The following is a 14,359-nucleotide window of genomic DNA, read 5'->3' as shown; positions in this document are numbered from 1 at the left end:
CCTGGCAGGTGACTGTCCACCTCTGTTCGCGGTGCTCTTCAAGAAACCCGAAATTCTCGCCGCAACATAACTTACATTTCCTCGAAAAAGCTCACTCGCTACACTCCGCAACTCTCGCAAACTTGGCTGACATCTTTTCAGGGAAGAAAAGCAATGAAGTTTTCGTTCTCGCTGGCACTGGTCGGTTGCCTTTCGTTCTGTTCGTTCATCTCGGCGGCCACTCCGAAATACATGCTCAAGGCGGAGCTCGCCCCCGGCGACGCGGCGCACGTGACCGTCAAGCTCGAAGTCGGCGGCGAACTGATCATGCCGACCGAGAAGGACGCCACCGAGGAAAAGGTTGAGAAGAAACTTCCCACGCGAGTCCTCGGCAATCTCGATTACCAGGAACAACTAGTCGCTTGGTCGGCTGATCCCAACGCGGTCGCGCGCTCGATCCGCGATTACAAAACAGCCACGGCCAAGTTCGACGTGGAAGATCAAACCACCGACCGCACGCTTGTCGACGACGAGCGGCTGATGCTCGCCGAAGTTCGCGACGGTTTGAGCAATCTCACCGGCGCGAACGACAAGCTCACTCGCGAACAGCTCGATTTGGTGAATATTGTCGCCAACACGCTCGCCATCGATCGACTGCTCCCCGGCAAGGAACTTGCCGAAGGCGATACTTGGACCCACGATGCCGCAACGCTAGGCGCGCTGCTTTGCATGGATCACGTCGGTGTCTGCGACGTCAGCAGCGTCGTCACGGCCGAGTCCGAACGGCAGGTGCAAATCCGGCTCGCCGGCACGGTTCACGGCACGATCGACGGCACCCCCACCGAGATGGAACTTCGTGCAGCCTACCTGTTTCACCTCGACAAAAAGCGGATCACCCGTTTCAACTTCGCGATCAAGGAAACACGCAAGTCGAGCGACATCGTCCCCGGCCTCGACGTGGTGGCCAAGGCGTTTGTCGAAATTGACCCCGATCAAAAACCGCTCACCGTTCCCCCAGCCGTCAAAAAACTCGCCGAGCGGACGAGCGAACCACTCACGCGCACTCTCGTTTACGAATCGCCCAAAAACGACTTCCGTTTTGAATACGACGCGGCCTGGTTTATCACGGCCGAGGAACGCGATATGTATTCGTTTCGTTACTTGCACGATCATGAGCTCACGGCCCATTGCAATTTAAGTGTTCTGGCCCCCCGTTCCGCCGGTCGTCACACGCCGCTCGACGAATTCGAGCGTGATGTCCGCCAATCGCTCGGCGATAAACTCGGATCGGTGACCGCCGCGACCGAATGGCAAACCAAACGGGGTTACAACTGCCTGGGCGTGATCGCCGAAGGCAAGGTGAACGACGTGCCGATCCAATGGCGCAACTATCTTGTGTCGACCGACAACGCTCCCCGCTTATCGCTAGCCGTCACCCTGGAAAAGGATCGCGGCGACAAATTCGCCGACGCCGAACGGCAAATCATCGACAGCATCGAGCTCGTGCCAATGACCACCGCCACGACGGCCAACAAAAAGGAAGGCGTGAGTCGTTAGAGCTGGTGTGTGGTAATGTCGTAGGCCGGAACAAGCTCCGCGCAGTTCCGGCAAAGCATTGAGTGTCCTACTTCCTTGCCGGAACTCGCACTACTCGTTCCGGCCTACAGTCTCGCCCAACCGCTAACAGCTTTTCAGGTTTGCCAGCTTGGCGAGGTTTGCTTGGTTTGCGGCCTCCAAATTGTTGCCAAGCTGGAACTTTGTCATCTTGATCAACTTATTCAACTTGATCACGACTCGTCGATGAGCAAGTTGAAATAGGTAATATTCCCGTAGGCCGGAACAAGCTCCGCGCAGTTCCTGCATGCAGCAGAGCACGCGGCCCTACCCACGCGGGAGGCTCGTAACGAACATAGCATAGTGCGCGGCCAAATTCATTTGAAATATTTGGCTGCCTCTGAAGAATAGTTTCACGCGGAGGCGCTGAGGACGCAGAGAGAATTTTTCGGCTTCAATCGACGCAAGGTCGATCCAAGAAATCACTGCGCTGAGCGAATACCTCTCATGTCTCGCTTCAAAGACAATGTTGCAAATGTATTGGCCGCTGGTCGTTGGAGTGTTGCTGTTTATTCCCGCGGCGTGGAAATACTATTCGCTGGGTCAATGGGAAGCGCAGGCCGGGTCGGCGGCAGTGGCGGTATTGGGGCTCGTCTCCATGCTCGCGCCCGACGAAGTTGCTTCGTGGACGGGGCGCTACGGCTGGACTTACGACAGCTTCTGGAACTACCCTCCGACTTATGTAAGATTCTTCGGACTCGCTCTGCAGATTGGGGTGCTCGTGTTTGGGTTTCGGTGAGAGTCTTAAACACGGCATCGGGACGATGCCGGCTAACGCGCACTTCAATTTAGTTAACGGGCGAAAATCTCTTCTGCGGCTTCGATCACTGGCACGACGACGATTCCCCCTTCGGTGATCGTGAACCCGCGGCGGATGTCCTGTTCCAGGTCGACGCCGATCTGTGCGCCGTCGGGGATCTGCACGTACTTATCGATGATCGCGTTGCGTACGATGGCCCCTTTGCCGACCGTCACACCCCGGAACAGGATCGAATTGGTAACCTCGGCCCGCTCTTCGACACGCACCCGCGGACCTAACACGCTTCGCTTCACCTTGCCGCCGGAGATGATTGACCCGGCTGAGATGATGCTGTCGGTGGCGATGCCACGTCGGCCTGTGTCTTCGTCAAAGACGAATTTCGGCGGTGGCAAGTTCGGCTGGTCGGTCCGCACGGGCCAGTGATAGTCGTACAAATTCAACAGCGGTTCGACGTCGGTGAGTTCCAGATTCGATTGATAGTAAGCGTCGAGCGTGCCAACGTCCCGCCAGTAGCAATCGGCCTTCGAGTTTTCATCGATGAAGGGATACGCCATCAAGCGGTGCGTCTTGATTATCGACGGAATGATGTTGCGGCCAAAATCGTGGGCGCTGTTTTGCAACGTCGCATCCTGACACAACTGGTCGAACAAAAAGTGCGCGTTAAAAACGTAAATGCCCATCGACGCGAGGCAATTTTTGTCGTCACCTGGCATCGTCTTGGGATTGGCTGGCTTTTCTTCAAAACCAACGAGGCGGTTGCTGGCGTCGGTCTGCATGACGCCGAACTGCGTGGCTTCTTCTTTGTTGACGCGCAAGGCCGCGATCGTGAGATCGGCGTTGTTGTCCTTGTGGAACTCAACCATTTTGGCGTAATCCATCTTGTAGATATGATCGCCGGCGAGAATCACCACGTGCTCAGGCCGTTCTTTTTCGAGCGTATAGATATTTTGATAGACCGCGTCGGCGGTCCCTTGATACCACTGCTCGTCGATCCGCTGTTGCGGCGGGACAATGTCGATGAATTCGCCCAGCTCGCGGCTGAGCAAATGCCGCCAACCGGTGGCCAGATGGCGGTCGAGGCTCATCGCCTTGTACTGGGTGAGCACCAAAATGCGACGAATGCCGCTGTTGATGCAGTTGGAGAGCGTGAAGTCGATAATTCGATAGTTGCCGCCAAAGGGAACGGCCGGTTTGGCGCGTTCGCGAGTCAAAGGTTCGAGCCGGGTTCCCTTGCCCCCCGCGAGAACCACGGCCAATACGTCTTTCATCACAGTTGCGTACCCTCCCTGCTAGAAAACGGCACGTACTTGCGCCGCTGAAAAGTGCCGGACCGGCGTTGCGGTATGGCTTTGTGTCCCGCCCGTGGAATAGAAGCGTAATTTTAGTGTGTCGAGCCATTTCGGCAAAGCTCGCTCGGAGCGGCGAAAAGTCACGCGATATTCGCAGAGAATTCGCAAAACCTAAACAAAATCCCAACGAAGTGGGGTTACAGTTTGCTCAAGCTTGCCGCCCACCAGGGCCAAGAGCTGCAATAGATGCCCAATCCTAGCCCGCCCGAAGTGGTTCTTGGCCCTGGTTCTTTCCAATTCGGAGTCCAGACAATCTGGAGCCTTAGCCCATGAAAGCTGTCCCTGACTACCTGCCGACGCCTCGCCAGATTCGCATCGAATGCGCGGAGATCCGTCGCCAATGGACCCCCGCCGAATTGCGCCGCCGCACGGTGGGTTACGCCCTGCAACTGCAAGAGGTTCGCTGGCTGCCGCCGATGATCGATACGGCATCCTGCACGTCGCGCGTGCGGCGGATTGCCTGCGAACAATCGGCGTAATCTCGAAGACCGGCGAACCGTCGGTTCGCGGCTATTGAGCTTAAACTTGCGACTTGAACAGTCCGGCGAGATTTTCGATCAATTTTTCGTGCCAAGGGCGCTTTCGCCATTCTTCTAATGTCACGCGACGAGAGACTTGTTTGTCTTGCTCGAAAATGGCGGTCTGCTCCGCGGCGAATTTTTCATTCATCACGTTGAGATTCGCTTCGTCGTTGAGCCGGAACGAGCGGTTGTCGAAATTCGCCGAGCCGACCGAGACCCAGCGGTCGTCGATGATCATCATTTTGCAGTGAAACATGGTCGGCTGATATTCGTAGATCGCAATGCCCGCTTCCAAAAGCGGTCCCCACTGAGAACGCGATGCCCGGCGGGTGAGGTGCGTATCGATAATCGGTCCGGCGAGGACAATTTCCACCTGCACACCGCGCCGAGCGGCGGAGACCAATTCGCGGCTTGTGCGGCTGTCGGGCACAAAATAGGAATTGGCGATTAGAATCCGTTCACGCGCACCGGCAAGCGACAATAAGAACATCAGCCGCGCGCTGTCGCCCCCTTCGCGAGGCGAGCTCTTAAATACCTGCGCGGCGCAATCTCCGACTTCTGCAAGTTCCGGATAGTAATCGCCGTGATTCAGGACGTTCGCGCGGGTTTTGAGCCAATTGTCGGTGAACGCGGCCTGCAAATGGGCGACTACAGGCCCTTCGACTTCGTAATGATTGTCGCGCCAATTCTCCGCATTCTCGGCATTGCCCGACCACTCGTCGGCAATTCCTACCCCGCCAATAAACCCGAGCCGACCATCCACGACTAATATCTTGCGATGCGTGCGGCTATTAAGTCGCGACAAGCTGTACCAATGCAACGGTCGGTAGCGCTCGACCTCCACCCCCGCGGCTTCGAGGAGATCGATCAATGATTGTTCCATCCTGTTACTGCCGATCCAATCCAAGAGAACATGCACTTGCACCCCCGCGCGGGCGCGCTCGGCGAGGGCCTCGGCAAATTCATCGCCGACTTTACCTGACCAATAGATATAAGTCTCGAAGGTGATCGTTTGGCGTGCGGCCCGAATCGCGGCGAGCATGGCGGGGAAAATCTCGTCGCCATTGTTGAGCGTCGTGATGCGGTTGCCACCCACGAGCGGCGGACCTAGTAAATGCCCCATGCAGCGTTCGAAGATCGGCTCGTGGACCGCAAGGTCAGCCAACTGATAGTCGAGCTTACGCTCCGGCGTAGCCAGATTGCGAAATATAAGCGTGGCCAACAACGTCGCCAGCGCGGTCGAGAAAATAATTAGGAACGTGCTGAGCATGAAGTCAATTTCGTGGCGATGAGCTGGGAATAAAGTTGGCTGTAAGCGCGAGTCATGGCCGACAGGGCGAAGCCGTCGCCTACTCTTTGACGGGCTACTTGTGCAAATTTGGTGCGCAGTTGTTCGCTGCGGAGCAGTTGATCTGTATGACGAGCCCAAACAGCCCGCTTCGCGGCAGGAACGAGAAAACCGTTCTGTTCATGCTGAATTACGGCCTGATGCGCGGGGACATCGCTGGCCACCACGGGGAGGCCACTGGCCATCGCGGCAAGCAGCGCCGAGGGAATGGCTTGGCTGGTGCCGGGCTGCCAATAGATTTCGCTGTGAGCGAGCAGGTCGGGAAGCACCGCTTGGTGAGCGACGAAACGCACGGCTTGGGGATCGGTCACCTGTCGGGTGAAGCGTTCGAGGCGGCCAAGTTCGGGTCCGTCGCCAACGATCACCAGCGCGGTGTGATCGTGCAAAATCCGAATCAACTCGAAACTCCAAATCGCTTCGTCGACCAATTGCCAACGCTCGAGCGGTCCAGCCACGGCAATCAAGCGACTCTCCGAGGGCAAACCAAGATGCGTCAGTAATTCGCGGCGGGTGTGAGTTTCGCTCGGCGGTGTGGAAACGCCCGGTGGGATGATGTGGATTTTTTCTTCCCCCTGCCCCGCGTCGACGAATTCCGCGCGAACATCGTCACGCTCGACGGCAATTGCATCCAAGGCATGCAAGCTCTTGTTGGGCCACCAAGGATTGGGGAGCTGCGGCATTCTAACGAGCGTGGCGAGTAGCGCGGCCTCCGGCAGTGCGCGGCGAACGGTGAGCGCGGCCTGCGTGGCGCGCGCTCCCCAGATATGCACGACCGTGGGATTCCACTCTTCCAACGACTGCACAAGTTGCCGCGCGGCGAAAGGATCGTAGCCCCAACGCTTGCGAATAATTTCGGTCTTCACGCCGTGCGATTTGAGAACATCGCGTGCTTCGGAATTCGCCGCAAAGGCGACGACCGTCACTTCCTGCCCGTCGGCAATTTGACCAAGGGCGAGATCGCACAAATACTGCGACGCATCGAACTGGCCGAGCAAGCCGATCAGATGAACAATTTTTTGTGGTGCGTCCATGGCATTCAATCGCGGATGAAGTTGGTATTGTAGTATGGGAAGCCCCGCCGCGATGTCGCAAGCGGCTCAGAGTTTTGGAGCGAATCACGTGCCGACACATGCCGATCAATGGTCGAAAATTTCCGTGACGGGGCATTCCTGCCGCATTTTCGAGCCCACCAACCCGTCGCCACACGGCTACACGATTCTGTATTTGCACGGCAGCCACGTCGAAAATCTCGCCGATTATCCGCGAATCACCCAGCAATTCGAGCAGCATGGCTTGCGGGTGATCGCACCGATCACGGGGGTTACCTGGTGGTCGGACCGCATCGCCGAGGAGTTCGACACTAAGATCACGGTTGAGAAGTACGTGTTGCAGCATGTGCTGCCATTCATCGCGGAGCGTTGGCAATGCACGCCGCCGCGGATCGCGTTGTTGGGACTTAGCATGGGGGGCCAAGGAGCGTTGCGGCTCTCTTATAAGTATCCCAATATTTTCCCCACCGTGGCCGCCGTGTTTCCGGCGATCGATTTTCAAAAGCGAATCGACGAAGGCGATCCCACGCTCTCACGCATGTATCGCGATGCGGAAGACGGCCGACAAGATACGGCCACGCTGCATATTCATCCGCTCAACTGGCCGCGAAATCAATGGTTTTGCTGCGATCCCGACGACGTGCGCTGGTGGGATTCGGCGGACCGATTGCGGATGAAACTCTTCTCGCTCGGCGTGCCGTTTGAATGCGATCTCGAAACCCGCGCGGGGGGGCACACTTGGAAATACTTTTCGCGAATGGCTGAACCGGCGTTCGCGTTTCTGATGGATCGTTTGGAGCGCGAACGTTTGCGCGTGACTTAAACGCAAAGCCTACTTAGCAGGTTGCCCCATATTCAATCCGTTCAATTGACCACGGCCGACGCCGGTGGCTTTCCATTCGTCGGTGGATTGGTTGTATTCGAGCGCGTTGAATGATTGCTCGTCGCGTGGTCCGCCCGGATATTGTTCACGGGTCAGCACGGCAGGGCGAACGCCGTCTCCTTCCAACATGAATTTGGTCTTCTGCTGATCATATTTGGCCCGATGGGCACGAATGTTGAACACCCCCTGCTCGCCGCCGACGCCTTCGATCACAACATCGCCCCCCGGGACGCCAGTTCCCTCGGCCATCAATTCCACCGCCGCCAAGCGGGAATCGCGGTCGAGACGCGCGTTGGGACTCTGTGCGACCTGCAACCGATGGCTTTCTATATATATGGTCTCCGGCCGAAGTGAGCCCTGCGGCATGATTGGCAGTTTTTGTTCCCAGGCATCGACCGGTCCGTAAACCGTGTGAACATTCCCCAGCACTGCCACATAGCGACCTTTTTGTTCTAGCAGATTCCCTTCGACCCCCTTATTGAATTCAATCCGCAAGAATCGCAGCTGTTGCTCTGGGCGTGTTGCCGCAGCCGTTTTGAAATCCGCATCAGGCGTGACATCGACAAACGGCATGGGTTTACGTTCGGTCTTCGACAGATGGACCGATTCCACAAAACCAGGACCCACTCCCGCGACAATGCCCGTGAGTTGATTGGCGGAGATCGATTCGAGCGCCATGCGATGCACCGCCGTTGTCCCCACGGCATCGCGCTGCACGAACTGCGCGGCGATGCCTTCCCAACATTCAATCTGCGCGAGTTGCGTTTGCTCGCGCTGTGTGGCGCCATCAAAGCGAATCGGTTGTGAAAGGACCGCAACCAATCGGTTTGTATTCAATTGACCCGTTGAAGTTCGACCCACGACGTCGCCTTGGAACGTGACGCGGTCGTTCTCCATGTTCATGCCGCCTTGCCAGGTGATCTCAAGGACTTCCGGCTCGCTCAGTTCGTTGCCAGCCAAATCACGGGCCATCGGAATTTGCAACTGGCCGGGCGAATTGATCATCGCACCGCTCGTGCCACGGTTGGCTAAGATTTCTACGGCTTGAATCGACATGCCTTGGGCCGTAATTGACGCGGGTTGGCCTTTCAGCGATAGCTCGGCAGCCGGCGTGTCGGCCTTGCGGACCGTGAGTTCTTTGCCGCGAACAACAAGAGGCTGCGTCCCCGCGTTGCCGAGGGCTTCCTCGCGGAACATCAAATCACCCCGCGCATCAAGCGATCGCACCGCGGCATTGCCCGCGCGGACGACCATCTCCACGGCAAGCGTTTCAGCATTGATGTTATAGGCCCGACCACCCGCGGCACCTCCTCCCAACAGCGAAGAGTTGCCACCCGGTGAACCTGCGCCGCTGGCATTTCCCAGCACCAAATCGCTCGGCGTATAAGCAACGTCAATCACCAGTTCATTGACTTTGCCGCTTAGCTCCGCGGACTGAATATCAACGTGCCCGTTGGCGACCATCCGCGAAGGCACGACTTCCGACGGCAGGAGATCGTCTTCGCTGCCGTCGATGGCTCGTTCGCGCAACGTGAGTTCCAAATCATCCGCCCACAAGCGGCCTCCCGCCATCGTGAGCCGTGGGCGACCGCGAACGTTCAAGACGGGTTGGCCGTTCACGCGGCGAAGTTCCATGCCGTCGGTCCAGCGGACTTCAAACGGTTGCTGCGTGTTGGCAGTGCCGGGGACGCCCTTCAGCCAACCATTCCCCGCGGCGAGTAACGTGCCGATTCGTTGGCCCGAATCTTTAGCAGGCGCCGTGTACTGCACCATCGGGGCGTGAATTTCATTGCCTTGGTAAGTGAGCACGATCTCATCTTGTCCGCTGAAGGAAATTCGTTGCGGCCCCAACTCGATTCGCATCAAACCACATTTTGCCGCGGCATCGTGCGTGTCGGACGACAAATCAACGGGATTAAGCTCCGTGCCATGGGCTTCCACCGTGCCCGCGTGCAAGGCGCTGACCGTGCGTGTGCGACCCGCGATGGAGGTTGCCGCGTTCGGATCATCGACGACGGGGGAAATCGTTTCGTCCTCGGCGGCGAGATAAAGATTCAAAGCATCGCACAGCAAGCGATTCCGCGCGCCGTTGGAATAGGTTTGCAGCACGCGCACCTTGTCGACAAACGAAGCCAGATTCGAAGTGAAGTCGAACTTGAACGAACCATCACAATTGATCTCAACGGGCGGCATTTCTCCTTGGGGCACCTTTTTGCCGTCAAACAAACCGGTGCTTTGTACGGCGAGATGTGCCGAGACATTTTCGCGGATTTCCAACGAATCAATGCCACCAATGCTGGGCCCCGCCGAGGCTTGGCCGCGCTCGATGGCGACCAACCGAATTTCCAAGACCTTGCCCTTGCCCCAATGTTCACCCAGCCGCATATCGACTTCGGCATCGGTGCGAATCAAATCCTGGTTCATGTAGAGGTCGCGGGTCTTGAGCAACAGATCATCCGCGGGGCCGGGCTCGTTCATGTCACTGCGCACGACGATGTCGCCCAACAGCCGGGCCCATTGCAGTCGGCCAACGCCGTTGAATCCCGCCTGAAAGCTTTCGTCGAGTTGAATCACCGCGCCGTGGGGCGCTTCGAGAATGATGGCATCACGCGGCGGTACTTCGCCGGGTTCACGTTCGTGCGGAAAGAACAGCACCGCACATTTATTCACGCGAACTTCGCCGCTGTCGTTGGGTTGATAATCGTCGAGGACGATCATCGCCTGACCGTTGTCAAAACTCTTAGGAGGCGCGGCAAGCGTCCAATGGTTAGCCGGAAAATATGCGGCGAGGAGTTCCCGATGTTTGTGCGTCGGCGTGTAATCGGCAGGGGCTTCCGTGCCGTCGGTGACCTGGGAGATGATCCGCGTGTGAGGCGGCTCGATGAATGGCACCGCCAGCAGCACGTAGAGCTGATAGACCACGACCGTGACGGCAAAGGCGATACCGGCGTGTGTCAGTCGGGCGAGCATGGGGGGAATTTGAGATGTATGATTTAGGATTGATGAATTTGCTAAGCCGCAAGCGGCTAGGCGTAATACTTGCGGAGCGTGGTTTCCCAGCGGTTGGTGTTTTTCAGAATCAATTCGATGATCTCGCGGATGGCTCCCATGCCGCCTGGCTGGCTCGTTACGTAGCCCGCAGCACTTCGCACTTCTTCGGCGGCGTCGGCTACGGAGACTCCCAAGCCTACACTCTGAATTGCTGCCAAGTCGGGCAGGTCATCCCCCACGTAGCAAACTTGGTCGAGTGAAAGCTGATGCTCTGTCGCGATTTCACGCACCGCGGCGAGTTTGTCTTTCGCTCCCTGCCGCAAGATCGCAATATCAAGCTCCTCGGCACGCAGCTTGACGACTTGCGAACTGCGAGCCGTCACGATGCCAAAGGCCAAGCCATTTTGCTGCCACAGGCGAATCCCCTGCCCATCACGGATGTGAAATTGCTTGGCTTCGATCCCTTGGTTGTCATAAATCAACCGCCCGTCGGTCAGCACACCATCGACGTCGGAAAGAATCAAGCGAATCGCGGCGCATTTTTCGGTGAGGGACATTTGTTAGTTCACTGACTCATCAAGACACCGTCATTCCCGCGCAGGCGGAAATCCAGTATGGAACGTCATGAACTGGATCCCCGCCTGCGCGAGGATGACATCAACTTACTCACCCACGCACTTACTCACTCTTCACTCAATCCGCGTACTCATCGGCATCATAGATCCGAATCGAAGGTCGTGCGGCTTTGCGTGTTTGCTTGGCGGCGACTTCCGTGGTTGGCATCATACTCATCAGGTCGGTCACGTCGATCAAACCCACCGGTTTGCCCAAGCCGTCGACGACGGGCAGTTCGCTGATTTTGCGGTCGGCCAACAGATCAACGGCCTCGCACAACTTGGCTCCCACGCCGATGGTCAGCGGGGCTTTGATCATCACCTCTTCCACGGGCCGGTCGAGCGCCACGTCGTGACGCGATTCGATCAACCGCGCCAGATCGCTGTCGGTGAACAAGCCGGTCAGCCGACCTTCGTGATCGGTGAGCATAATCGCCCCGCTGCGGCGACCCGGCTTGGTGCAGGTCACAAGCACTTGGCGAATCGTGAGGTTTTCATTCGCAACGCGGCAATCATCGAGACCACGCATCGAGTCTTCCACGGCGCTGAGTTTCAAGCCGAGCGCTCCACCGGGATGAAACTTCGCGAAATCATCAGCAGCAAAACCACGCAACCGGCTGACCACGAGCGCGAGCGCGTCGCCCAAGGCAAGCATCACGGCCGTGCTTGTGCTTGGCGCAAGGCCCAGCGAACAGGCTTCGTCGATTTGGCCCAGTTGAATCGTAATGTCGGCTTCACGTCCCAGCGTGCTTGTGCGCGAGGAAGTTACCGCGATCAACGGCACGCCCACGCGGCGAAAGCTGGGGATCAGCCCCACGACTTCGCTTGTCTCGCCGCTTTGCGAGAACGCGATCACCACGTCGCCCTGCCGCACGCGGCCAAGATCGCCATGTATCGCTTCGGCCGGATGTAAAAAATGCGCGCGTGTGCCGGTTGAGGAAAACGTGGCGGCCAGCTTCTGACCTATATGGCCCGCTTTGCCCATGCCGGTGATGATCACGTCGCCCGACAGGCGATACATCATCCGCACGGCGCGGAAAAAATTGCTGTCGATTTGCTTGACGAGCTCGTTGAGCGCGCGGGCTTCGGTCCGCACGACTTCGCGGCCCAGCCGCAAGACTTCGTCTTCCGAAAGGGGAGAAAATTGAGGGGCATTCGCTCGTTTGCGGAGCGCAGCTTCCGTGCTCATTGTTGGGTCTTCCTTGACGCAACGAGTGTGATGAAATCCAAGGGCGGATTGTACGTCGGCAGGTGGATTCTCACAACGCGAGCGGAGTGGATGCTAGCACTGCGAAGTCGCGAACTGTGAGCGTTGTCGCCGAATATTTTTCTGCCAGACAAGAACCGTAGCTGTCAGCAGTGGTAGCAACACTTGAGCGATTTGTAGCGGACTGCCGATGTACCACGCAGCAATATCGGTGACCGAGTCGAACGGCATCCCTAGAGGCATTGAAATCATGAACGGATGCTCGACTGTTTCAGGTGATGGCACGAAGCCCGTCCGCACTAAGCCAGCACTGACCGCAATGAGCACCGACGAAGTCGCGATCCAGGCCCAACTCAACCCCGAACGAATTGCCAATCGGAAAAGAATAAAAACGAGCCCAGCGGGTATCACCAACAAGAACCAGCCGACAGCGGCATAGAGAATCACCAGGGAAAGATTGTGGCTGCTTTGAGGAGTTTCCCAGCCGATCGCCGCAAACAGCTTTCCCGTAAAAAACAGTGCCCACAAGCTACTTATCCAAGCAGTGACCAACAACACGACAGGCCCAACTGCGAACGTCGCTATTCGCCAACGTCCGCACCAATGCCGACGTTGATACGCACGAACGGTTTTCTTCACCAGCGACTTCGCATCTCCCAAACGCTCATCAGCCGAAGCGTGCGCTGTCGATTCCGACATACCACCTGACAGGCATTCCTCGACGAGATCGCCATGATGGTCGGCCAATTCCTCGGCCGCACGGCGTGAGTAGTCCACGGGCAATCCGCGGCGAATCAACTCTTGAGTAAAACTACGAAGCGACTCGGGCGTGTTCATGCTTGCCTCCTTGGGAGTCGTTGCTGACGACTATCGGGTATCTATCACCACTGGCGATGATTATTTTTCTGCGGCTGGTGGGCTGGTCAACATTTCTTTGTACATAGCTTTTGAAGTCTGGATATACTCATCCAAGGGTGGCAAACCTACTTTTGCTCGCCGAATGTCGACGTTTTGCGGATCTTCGAGTGGCCGTGGTTTGAAAGCCTCGTCAAATTGAGTTCCGTAACGTTGTGGTTTCTTTTCAGCCACCAAAATTCGATCAGTGAGATATGCGACATGCTGATCCTCGATCTCTCCGTCCGGCATTTTCTCCATGAGGACAAGACACTCCTTTTGGAAGGCGGGATCTAAGTCCGAATGCTGCGCAAGTAGCCATGCTGCGAATGCCCCGTCTTTGCCAACCAAAGACCTGCCAGGCCAACCGTGCCGATCAACGATCTCCTTGAGTTGTTCGCGATTCTCAATATCTACTACTAACAATTTCAATACCTCGTACGCCGCCAGTAGCATCGTCTTCAAATCTTTCATGCCTACGATTTGGTCGCCGGAGATGCCGACCGTCGCCAGCCTCTGCATCATGTGAATGCGTGCTTCTTGATCTACTTTCGCCATGTTCAGCAACTGTTGTCGGAGAGAATCGTTTAAAACCGATGGTTCACCGGCTGCTTGTGTCAAAGCCGCACGGCAACACAATAAGTAAGTCAACACAAAAACAATAACCAACACGAATGATGAGGTCGGGTGATTTCGAATTGCGAGGTAAGCTAAAACTGTATTCTTATCAAGCGACTCGGGCGTGTTCATGCTTGCCTCCTTGCAAGATTTTGTTGATGGCATTCACGATTTGCGACCATTGATCCACGGTCTGCGCTTGTTGCTTGCGACCTGCCGTGGTCACGCGATAGACAACCCGACTCCGCCCCCCCACGTCGATCCGCCGCGAGTTAATTGCTCCACGTTCTTCCAATTTGTGAAGCAAAGGATAAACGCAGCCTTCACCGAAGCGCAGCACATCGCCGCTTTGCGCGCGGATAGCTTGCACAAGTTCGTAGCCATACATGGGGCGCTGGCTTAATAGTTCCAGCACCACAAGTTCGGGCACGCCGTTGAGAAAGTCGGGATTCGTGGTCTTGGTTTTCATGCGGCGGAGGATACCTCGCGGTTTGAGGTATGCCAAGAGCAGTTCGTTTCGTGAGCGCATAAA

General features: G+C 57.0%; 13 protein-coding genes. 4 read left to right on the top strand and 9 right to left on the bottom strand.

Annotated features, from left to right (window positions below; translation table 11 throughout):
• The first annotated feature begins 153 nt into the window (after positions 1 to 153).
• On the top strand, positions 154 to 1,536 hold the full coding sequence (locus tag AC6T8Q_RS02375) for a hypothetical protein (protein WP_500677568.1): 1,383 nt from the start codon (positions 154 to 156) through the stop codon (positions 1,534 to 1,536).
• Between the two features lie 532 nt (positions 1,537 to 2,068).
• Positions 2,069 to 2,332 (top strand): hypothetical protein, encoded by a 264-nt coding sequence (locus AC6T8Q_RS02370; RefSeq protein WP_500677567.1) that lies wholly within the window; start codon positions 2,069 to 2,071, stop codon positions 2,330 to 2,332.
• 53 nt (positions 2,333 to 2,385) lie between these two features.
• Here the strand turns inward: AC6T8Q_RS02370 and glgC are convergent, their stop codons facing one another.
• The gene (gene glgC, locus AC6T8Q_RS02365) at positions 2,386 to 3,621 is read right to left on the bottom strand and encodes a glucose-1-phosphate adenylyltransferase (RefSeq protein ID WP_500677566.1); all 1,236 of its coding nucleotides are present in this window, start codon (positions 3,619 to 3,621) and stop codon (positions 2,386 to 2,388) included.
• Positions 3,622 to 3,971: 350 nt separating this feature from the next.
• On the opposite strand from glgC, the gene AC6T8Q_RS02360 reads away from it, so the two are divergent.
• Positions 3,972 to 4,181: a hypothetical protein gene (locus tag AC6T8Q_RS02360; RefSeq protein WP_500677565.1), complete on the top strand. Its 210-nt coding sequence runs from the start codon at positions 3,972 to 3,974 to the stop codon at positions 4,179 to 4,181.
• A 40-nt stretch (positions 4,182 to 4,221) separates the two neighbouring features.
• Here the strand turns inward: AC6T8Q_RS02360 and AC6T8Q_RS02355 are convergent, their stop codons facing one another.
• Together AC6T8Q_RS02355 and AC6T8Q_RS02350 are read right to left on the bottom strand one after the other, a co-directional pair.
• Positions 4,222 to 5,493, bottom strand: coding sequence for a phospholipase D-like domain-containing protein (locus AC6T8Q_RS02355; protein WP_500677564.1), 1,272 nt, complete (start codon positions 5,491 to 5,493; stop codon positions 4,222 to 4,224).
• Entirely contained in the window at positions 5,475 to 6,602 is a 1,128-nt protein-coding gene (locus AC6T8Q_RS02350; RefSeq protein ID WP_500677563.1) for a glycosyltransferase family 4 protein, read from the bottom strand. The genes AC6T8Q_RS02355 and AC6T8Q_RS02350 overlap by 19 nt, the downstream gene beginning before the upstream one ends.
• 34 nt (positions 6,603 to 6,636) lie before the next feature.
• Here AC6T8Q_RS02350 and AC6T8Q_RS02345 point away from each other — a divergent pair, with 34 nt between their 5' ends.
• On the top strand, positions 6,637 to 7,443 hold the full coding sequence (locus AC6T8Q_RS02345) for an alpha/beta hydrolase-fold protein (RefSeq protein ID WP_500677562.1): 807 nt from the start codon (positions 6,637 to 6,639) through the stop codon (positions 7,441 to 7,443).
• Positions 7,444 to 7,452: 9 nt separating this feature from the next.
• Here the strand turns inward: AC6T8Q_RS02345 and AC6T8Q_RS02340 are convergent, their stop codons facing one another.
• From AC6T8Q_RS02340 to AC6T8Q_RS02315, 6 genes are all read right to left on the bottom strand, one after another.
• Complete coding sequence (locus AC6T8Q_RS02340; protein WP_500677561.1) at positions 7,453 to 10,473, bottom strand: hypothetical protein; 3,021 nt, start codon at positions 10,471 to 10,473, stop codon at positions 7,453 to 7,455.
• Between the two features lie 56 nt (positions 10,474 to 10,529).
• Complete coding sequence (locus AC6T8Q_RS02335; protein ID WP_500677560.1) at positions 10,530 to 11,051, bottom strand: KdsC family phosphatase; 522 nt, start codon at positions 11,049 to 11,051, stop codon at positions 10,530 to 10,532.
• Positions 11,052 to 11,187: 136 nt separating this feature from the next.
• Positions 11,188 to 12,297, bottom strand: coding sequence for a KpsF/GutQ family sugar-phosphate isomerase (locus tag AC6T8Q_RS02330; protein ID WP_500677559.1), 1,110 nt, complete (start codon positions 12,295 to 12,297; stop codon positions 11,188 to 11,190).
• 93 nt (positions 12,298 to 12,390) lie between these two features.
• Entirely contained in the window at positions 12,391 to 13,152 is a 762-nt protein-coding gene (locus AC6T8Q_RS02325) for a hypothetical protein (protein WP_500677558.1), read from the bottom strand.
• A gap of 60 nt (positions 13,153 to 13,212) precedes the next feature.
• Positions 13,213 to 13,959, bottom strand: a complete 747-nt coding sequence (locus tag AC6T8Q_RS02320; protein ID WP_500677557.1) for a DUF6624 domain-containing protein — start codon at positions 13,957 to 13,959, stop codon at positions 13,213 to 13,215.
• Positions 13,937 to 14,356, bottom strand: a complete 420-nt coding sequence (locus AC6T8Q_RS02315; RefSeq protein WP_500677556.1) for a PadR family transcriptional regulator — start codon at positions 14,354 to 14,356, stop codon at positions 13,937 to 13,939. Before AC6T8Q_RS02315 ends, AC6T8Q_RS02320 begins: the two co-directional genes overlap by 23 nt.
• Between the last annotated feature and the right edge of the window lie 3 nt (positions 14,357 to 14,359).

The sequence above is a fragment of the Bythopirellula sp. genome, assembly GCF_041737835.1.
Classification (GTDB): Bacteria; Planctomycetota; Planctomycetia; order Pirellulales; family Lacipirellulaceae; genus Bythopirellula.
This window is presented reverse-complemented; position numbering and strand designations above follow the sequence as displayed.